Below are 7,799 nucleotides of genomic sequence, written 5' to 3'. Positions count from 1 at the left end.
CTCGGGGATGCCGGGGAGCGGGACGACGGTCTCCGTGACGTGCCGGCGCAGCACCGCGCCGGGGTGGCCGCCGCCGAACGGCGTGAACCCGGCGAGCAGCTCGTAGAGGACGGTCGCCAGCGCGTAGATGTCGACGGCGGCGCGTGGCGGGAGCCCTTCGACGATCTCGGGCGCCAGGTAGTCGGGCGTGCCGATGATCCGGGTCGCCCGGGTGCGCAGCGGGGTGTCGATGAGCTTGGCGACACCGAAGTCGGTGAGGAGTGCGGGATGCGATCCACCGGGGCCGAGCGGACCCTCCATGTCGAGCAGGATGTTCTCCGGCTTGACGTCCCGGTGGACCACTCCGGCCGCGTGCGCGGCGGCGAGTCCGTCGGCCACGTCCGCGACGATCGCGACGGCGGCCTCGGGGGCGAGGCGGCGTTCGCGGTCCAGCCGGGTGCGCAGGTCGGTGCCGCGCACCAGGCGCATGACCAGAGCGAGGTCGTTCCCGTCGACGACGAGGTCGTGGACGGCGACCACGTGCGGGTGGTCGAGCCCGAGCAGGGCGGTGCGCTCCTGGACGAAGCGGCCCACGAGCTCCTGGTCGGACGCGAGGTCCTCGCGGAGGAGTTTGATGGCGACGGGCCCCTCGGGCCCTTCGCCGAGCCACACCGTTCCGGCGCTGCCGCGCCCCAGGATCTGGTGGGCGGTGTACCGGCTGCCGATATTCCGTGCCAAGACTGCTCCCTCAGCGGCTGGCGGTGAACCCCGGTCGACAAAGTTACGCGGCGGACGGGGGGTTGCGTGCCCCGGTCGGCGCCAACATTGCCCTCCGGGGGCGAAATGCGGCGGTAAGGCCCCTGAAGGAGTCGACAAAGGTACAGAGTTGATGCGGTGCGGAGACGCTGCCGAGACGGAGCGGAGACCTGGACCCGGGGTCCGGGACGCCCGTGCGGGGCTTCCCGGACCCTGCGGCGCGGCAGGTGAGGTGCGTACCACCGCCGGTGCGGCGGCGCCCGGTCAGGCGCTGCCGCCGCCGAGGTCGGAGATCCAGCCCGTCACCGAGCTGATGGCGTCGCCGATCGCCTCCCAGTACCCCTTGCCCTGGTCGACCCAGTCCTGAAGCGGCGTCAACTCCCAGATGAGCCAACCCGCGACGACGAGCAGCACGATGGTGAACAGGCAGCCCTTGAGGCAGCCGAGCCCGGGAATCTTCATCGGGTTGGCGCTGCGCTGCCGGGGCTGGCGCGGCTCGCGCGGGGCGGGTGCCTGCGGCTGCTGCGGGGGCGCGTACTGCTCGCGCTGGGGCTGTTGCCGCTGAGGCTGCTGCTGGCCGTACTGCTGGGGTGCGTACTGCTGCTGGGGCGGATAGTTCTGCTGCTGGGGCTGCTGCTGGTAGTGCTGCGGCTGTTGCTGCCGCGGCGGGTACTGCTGGTGCTGGGGGCGCTGCTGCTGGGGCTGCTGCCGCTGCGGGGGCTGCTGTTGCGGCTGCTGGCGCTGGGGCCGGCGGCGCAGCGGGTCGTCGGCGGGGTCGAGGTACTGCACCTGGGTCTGCTCGTTGCGGTCGCGCGCGGCCTGGAGCTGGGACTGCCAGGGGTGTGCGGGGTCCTGCTGCGGCGGTCCGTCCGGGCGCTGCGGCACCGGCGGCAGGACGGCCGTGGGATCGGCCGCGGGGCCCGCGCCGCCCGGGAACTGCCCGTGCTGCATGACGCTGGTGGCGGCGTTCGGGTCGTACCCGCCGGCGCCGAAGGGGGCGCCGGTGTTCGGCAGCACCTGCGTGGGGTCGGCGGCGCCGGGCGTCTCGGGTACGGGCGCGGGCGCCGGGTCCGGGGCGAGCAGGGCGCCGACCCCGTCGGCGGCGGCGATCTGGGTGGAGTTGGCGTGCACGCCGATGCCCGCGGCGACGGTACGCAGCGCCCGGGCCAGGTTCTCGGCGCTGGGCCGCCGGTCCGGGTCCTTGCTGAGGCAGCGCTCGATGACCGTCCACAGGGGTTCGGGGACCGTGGAGGGGCGGCGGGGCTCCTCGCTGAGGTGGCGGTGGAGCACCTCCAGCGCGGTGCCTCCGGCGAACGGCGGCCGGCCGGTGACCAGCTCGTACAGCAGGATTCCGGCGCCGTAGATGTCGACGGCGGAGGTCTGCGGGCGGCCCTCGGCGGACTCCGGGGCCACGTACGCGGGGGTGCCGACGAACTCGTGGGTGCGGGTCAGTCCCGGGGAGTCGGCGAGCCGGGCGATGCCGAAGTCGGTCAGCATCGGGCGCATGGTGCCGTCCCGCTCGTCGAGCAGGACGTTGGCCGGCTTCAGGTCGCGGTGGACGACGCCGTCGGCGTGGCTGGCGGCGAGCGCGTCCGCGATCTGGGCGGTGAGCAGGGAGGCGGCGACCGGGGTCAGCGGGCCGTTCTCCCGGAGGTAGCGGTGCAGGTCGGGGCCGTCGACGAGGTCCATGACCAGGGCGAGCATGTCCCCTTCGACCACCAGGTCGCGGGTGCGCACGATGTTCTCGTGGGTGAGCCGGAGCAGCACGGAGCGCTCCCGCAGGAACCGCATCACCACGTCGGCGTCGTTGGCGAGCTCCTCCTTGAGGACCTTGATCGCCACGGTCTCGCCGGGCTGCCCCGCGACGGCCGCCTCGGCCCCCGCGGTCTCCCGCTGGCGGGCTCGCCAGACGGTGCCCGTGGCGCCGCGTCCGAGCGGCTCTTCGAGCAGGTACTTGCTGCCTACGGGCCGCACGTCATGCGCTCCCTGCTGTTGTGGGGACGGTGGTCGGTAAAGGCCCCACTCTAATGGTGCCGAACCGGCCGCCGACGGGTCACGAACGGGCTGTGTTCACGCTGTGACCCGCCGGTTTCCGGCCATTTCCGGTTGCTCTCCGACGGCTCCGCGCACCCTCACGCACTCCGCTCCGGGAAAGACGCGACGGGCGACCGGCCGGTTGCCCTCGGGCGTCCGTACGTCTGCCCACTCCACGGCCGGCTCACGCGGAACTGTCCGAACCCTGGCCAAGCAGGCTCTTTTACGCCCACACCCGACCAATCAAGATCACTTATGCATGACCCGTGGGCGTGTTGCCGGTGGCAGGTGCGAGGATGCCTCCATCACGGAACTGCGGGAGCGGGAGCCCCTCGGTACGTGACGACCCGTACCGGACGACGCGTCCGCGCCGGGTGGGGGGCATCACAGGGAGGTCCCCTGCCGGGCAACCCGCAGAAGGGACCGCTGACGGCGATGCAGATCCGGCTGACCGTCCTCGCGCCGCGCACCGCACACGCACCGGCGCGCGCGTGCGATGTCCTGCTCACCGCCCCGGCGGGCACCGCACTCGCCGCCGTGGCCTCGGCCCTCGCCTCGGCGGTCCAGGGCCCCGAGGGGTCACTGGGCGGCGGCGCGGTGATCCTCTTCGCCGGGCGGGAGCGGCTGGACGCCCAGCGCCTCTCGGTCGGCGAGCCGCCGCTGGTCGACGGCGCGGTGCTCTCCCTCCAGTGCCCCGGTGAGGACGAGCCGTCCTCGGACGACTCCGTCCCGGCCCGGCTGCACGTGGTCGCGGGCCCCGACGCGGGCGGTGTCCATCTGCTGCACGGCGGCCAGATCCGGATCGGCCGCTCCGCCGACGCGGACGTGCCGCTCGACGACCCGGACGTCTCCCGGCTGCACTGCGCGGTCACGGTCTCCGGCGACGGCCGGGTCACCGTGGCCGACCTAGGCTCCACGAACGGCACCTCGCTGGACGGCGCCGAGATCGGCACCCGGCCGGTCCCGCTGTCGGCGGGCGCCCTGCTGCGGCTCGGCGAGTCCACCCTCCGCCTCACCACCGGCCCCCGCCCCCGGACTCTGGCGACCGCACCCGACGGTGAGGGGCATCTGCGGGTGGCCCGGCCGGAGCCCGGCGCGCCCGGGGCCGACGGCCCCGACCCGGCCCACGGGCACGGGTCGTTCGCCGAGGAGACCCGGCCGTCCGGCCACGACTCGCCGTACCGCCGGGAGTCCACCGGCCCGTACACCCGGTCCGGCGTGGAGCCGCCCCGGCGCGGCGGCATAAGCGCCTGGGCCCGCCGGCTGGCCGGTGGCCGCGCCGACCACGAGGCGCAGGGCACCGAGGCCGTGCCCGCCCCCCGGTCCGCCTCGGGGCACACGGAGTTCCTGGCCCCTTCCGCCCCTGCGGGCACCTGGCCCGACCCCGCCGCGGTGCTGTTGACCGCGCTCGGGCCGGGCCCCCGGCTCTGGGAGCGCGACCCCGGCCACCCGGAGGCGCTGGCCCTCCGGCTCGGCACGACCGACCGGGCGGAGCTGCCCTCGGTGCCGGTGACGGTCGGGCTGCGCGAGGCCGGTTCGCTCGGACTCGCCGGGCCGTGGGAGCGCCTCACCGGGCTGGCCCGCTCCGCGGTCGCCCAACTCGCGGCCCTGCACTCCCCCACCGACCTGGAGATCGTGCTCATCAGCACGGACCGCAACCGCACGACGGACGAGCGGCGGCACGCCTGGTCCTGGCTGGGGTGGCTGCCGCATCTGCGGCCGATGCGCGGACAGGACTGCCGGCTGCTCCTCGCGTACGACCGGGAGCAGGCGGCGGCCCGTACGGCGGAACTGGTCCGCAGGCTGGACGAGAGCCCGCTCGGTCCCGGCTGGCCGCACGCCGGCCGGGACGCGGTGGCCGAGGCCGCCGACGCCTGGACCGGTCCGTACACCGTGCTGGTCGTGGACGGCGACCCCGGGACGGCGGCGCTGCGGGAGACCACCGCACGGCTGGCGGGCGCCGGCGCGGCGGCCGGTATCCATCTGATCTGTCTGGCGGAGACCCCGCCGGCCTCGCCCACCTCCCCCGTCACCGCGACCTACGAGACCGCCTGCCACGCCTCCCTCGCCTTCCGCGAGTGCGGGGCGGTCGCCATGCTCAGCGGAGACGTCGCGACCGCGCTCCGGCTGCTGCGCACGGCCGGCGGTCAGGTCGCCGGGCACGGCACGGTGGCGACCGTGGACGCCGTGTCCCCGGCCTGGGCGGAACGCTTCGGCCGGGCGCTGGCGCCCCTGCGGGACGAGGGCCCCGGCGCCGCGGCGGACCTCGCGAAGACCGCCGCGCTGCCGCCCTCCTCCCGGCTGCTGGACGAACTGGGCCTGGCCCGGGCCACCCCGGCGTCACTGATGGCCCGCTGGGCGTCGACGGCCGAACGCCAGCCCGGCGCCTCGGTCCGGCCCACGCCCACCCCGGAGCGGTTCCGCGACCCCCAGGACACCCCGAGCCCCGGCCGCACCCTCTCCACCGGCCCGATCCGCACCGCTCCCCTGGTCGGCGGTCAGCGCACCGACTCACCCGACTCCGGCCGCACCCCTTACCCGCCCCGCCCGGACTCCGGCCGCACCCCGTACCCCGGCACCCCCGACTCCCGCCCGGACTCCGGCCGCACCCCGTACCCGGGTGCCACGGCGCGGGGTACGGGCGACACCCCGTACCCGGCGTCCGCGGCACGTACGGACTCCGAGCGCACCCCGTACCCCTCGTCCGCGGCGGCCTCCGTACCGGCCTCCGCCGGTGAGGGGGCCGGTGGGCAGGCCGGACGGCCGGTGGTGGTGCTCGGGGCCGGGCCCCGGGGGCCGGTGAGTGTGGACCTCGCCGACGAGGGGCCGCACCTGCTGGTCGAGGGACCCGCGGGCAGCGGGCGTACCGAGCTGCTGCGGGCGGTCGCCGCCTCGCTCGCCTCGGCAGCCCGGCCCGACCGGCTCGGCATCCTGCTGGTGGACGGTGCCGGAGCGGGCGGGGAGAGCGGCGAGCCTGGTGAGGGGCTGCGCCCCTGCACCGAGCTGCCGCACGTCTTCTCGTATCTGTCGGCCTCCGATCCGGTGCGGATGCGGGAGTTCGCCCGGGCGCTCGGCGGTGAGCTGAAGCGCCGCGCCGAGTTGCTCGGCGGGCTGGACTTCACCGAGTGGCACCTGCGCGAAGAGGTCTCCCGGCGGCTCGTCGGCCAGCGTCCGCCGAGCCCTTCCGAGCAGCGCGGGGGCCTCGACACCCCGGCCGCTTCCACCGCGACCGGCACGCTGCGGCTGCGGACCACCGACCCGCGGGCGGTGGACCCGGGTCCGTCGCCGCTGCCCCGGCTGGTGGTGCTCGCCGACGACTTCGACGCGCTGGTCGCTCCGGCGCTCGGCAGTCCGGGGCGGCCTGCCGCCGGGTCCGTGGTGCGGGCGCTGGAGGCCGTGGCGAGGGACGGCGGGAGGCTCGGGGTGCATCTGGTGGCGTCCTCGGGCCGCCCGGACCGTACCGAGGACACCGAGCTGGCGCGCGGCGCCCGGCTGCGGATCGTGCTGGACGCGCCGGTACTCCCGCCCTCGCCGGACGAACCGGCCCCGGGGCGGGGCAGGCTGGGGCATCCGGACGGCCGGGTCACCCCGTTCCAGGGCGGCCGGGTGACGGGCCGCATCCCGCGCACGGCGACCCTGCGTCCGACCGTCGTACCGCTGGAGTGGGAGCGGATGGGCGATCCGCCGACCCGCCGCCCGGTCCGCGAGCTGGGCAACGGGCCGACCGACCTGGCGCTCCTGGCCAGTGCGCTGGAGCGCGCGGCGCGTTCGGTGAACGCCGAACGACTGCCCCCGCTGCCGCCCGTCTCCTCGTGAGGTACGACGAATTGCGCCGTTTTTCCGGTGGACGGACCTGCCCTTCTGCCCCCTGTCCACGAGGTGCGCGTTTCCTCCCGGAACGACGTCACGAGCGGGTCACGATCGCCCGCCGGGTCCCTGCGGTGGTATTGCGGGCGATCCGCGCTCCGGCGTAGGACTTGTGCCCACGGACGACGCGGCACTCGCACGGCAGCGTGCGGACGCGGTCGCCGAGAAACGGGGCAGACATGCGCAGAACCCAACAACTGGGGCGGACGGCGGCGGTGTTCGCCGCGGTGGGCGCACTGGCGCTGACCGGCTGCTCGGGCGATTCGGACGACGGCAAGGACGACAAGGCCACCGCGGACCCCACCGCGAGTGCGAGCCAGTCGCCCTCGTCGACCGTCGCCTTACCTCGTCTGGACGGTGAGCAAATATCCGTGGCCGCCGTGTGGACGGGCGCGGAACAGCAGAACTTCACCAAGGTCCTGGACGAGTTCGAGAAGCGGACCGGAGCGGAGGTCACCTTCGTCCCCGCGCAGGACCCGATCGTCAACTTCCTCGGTACGAAGATCGCGGGCGGCCAGCCGCCGGACGTGGCGATGATCCCGCAGGTGGGCGCGATCCAGCAGGCCGTGGCGAAGAAGTGGGCCAAGCCCGTCGGCAACGAGGCGCGGGCGCAGCTCGGCCAGAACTACGCGCAGGTGTGGCAGGACCTCGGCGCCGTGGACGGCACCCAGTACGGCGTCTACTACAAGGCCGCCAACAAGTCGCTGGTCTGGTACAACGTCCAGGCGTTCGACAACGCGGGCGCGAGTGAGCCGAAGACCTGGAAGGACTTCCTCTCCGCCGCGGAGACCGTGTCGGCTTCCGGGGTCACCCCGGTGTCGGTCGGCGGTGCGGACGGCTGGACCCTCACCGACTGGTTCGAGAACGTCTACCTCTCCCAGGCGGGTCCGGAGAAGTACGACCAGCTGGCGAAGCACGAGATCAAGTGGACGGACCCGTCCGTGAAGGACGCGCTCACCACGCTGGCGCAGCTCTTCGGCAAGCCGGAGCTGATCGCGGGCGGTGCGTCCGGGGCGCTCCAGACCGAATTCCCGGCCTCGGTGACGCAGACCTTCACCGGCGGGGACCAGCCCAAGGCCGCGATGGTCTACGAGGGCGACTTCGTCGCCGTCAACATCGCGGAGACCGACGCGAAGATCGGTACGGACGCCAAGGTGTTCCCG

The 7,799-nt window shown here is 74.8% G+C and carries 5 protein-coding genes; 2 read left to right on the top strand and 3 right to left on the bottom strand.

Annotated elements, in window-relative coordinates; all coding sequences use genetic code 11:
* Both ACWD3D_RS30110 and ACWD3D_RS30105 read right to left on the bottom strand, forming a co-directional pair.
* A partial coding sequence (locus tag ACWD3D_RS30110; protein ID WP_451463922.1) for a serine/threonine-protein kinase occupies positions 1–717 on the bottom strand: 717 nt, incomplete at its 3' end.
* Positions 718–999: 282 nt separating this feature from the next.
* Positions 1,000–2,709, bottom strand: a complete 1,710-nt coding sequence (locus tag ACWD3D_RS30105; protein ID WP_451463921.1) for a serine/threonine-protein kinase — start codon at positions 2,707–2,709, stop codon at positions 1,000–1,002.
* Between the two features lie 495 nt (positions 2,710–3,204).
* On the opposite strand from ACWD3D_RS30105, the gene ACWD3D_RS30100 reads away from it, so the two are divergent.
* Positions 3,205–6,585, top strand: coding sequence for an FHA domain-containing protein (locus tag ACWD3D_RS30100; RefSeq protein WP_451463920.1), 3,381 nt, complete (start codon positions 3,205–3,207; stop codon positions 6,583–6,585).
* Positions 6,586–6,673: 88 nt separating this feature from the next.
* Here the strand turns inward: ACWD3D_RS30100 and ACWD3D_RS30095 are convergent, their stop codons facing one another.
* On the bottom strand, positions 6,674–6,817 hold the full coding sequence (locus tag ACWD3D_RS30095; protein WP_451463919.1) for a hypothetical protein: 144 nt from the start codon (positions 6,815–6,817) through the stop codon (positions 6,674–6,676).
* On the opposite strand from ACWD3D_RS30095, the gene ACWD3D_RS30090 reads away from it, so the two are divergent.
* The coding region (locus tag ACWD3D_RS30090) for an ABC transporter substrate-binding protein (protein WP_451463918.1) at positions 6,816–7,799 on the top strand (984 nt) is incomplete at its 3' end. The genes ACWD3D_RS30095 and ACWD3D_RS30090 overlap by 2 nt on opposite strands.

Source organism: Streptomyces sp. NPDC002690 (assembly GCF_053592415.1).
Note: the sequence above shows the minus strand (reverse complement) of the source record. Positions and strands in the feature narration are given on the sequence as shown.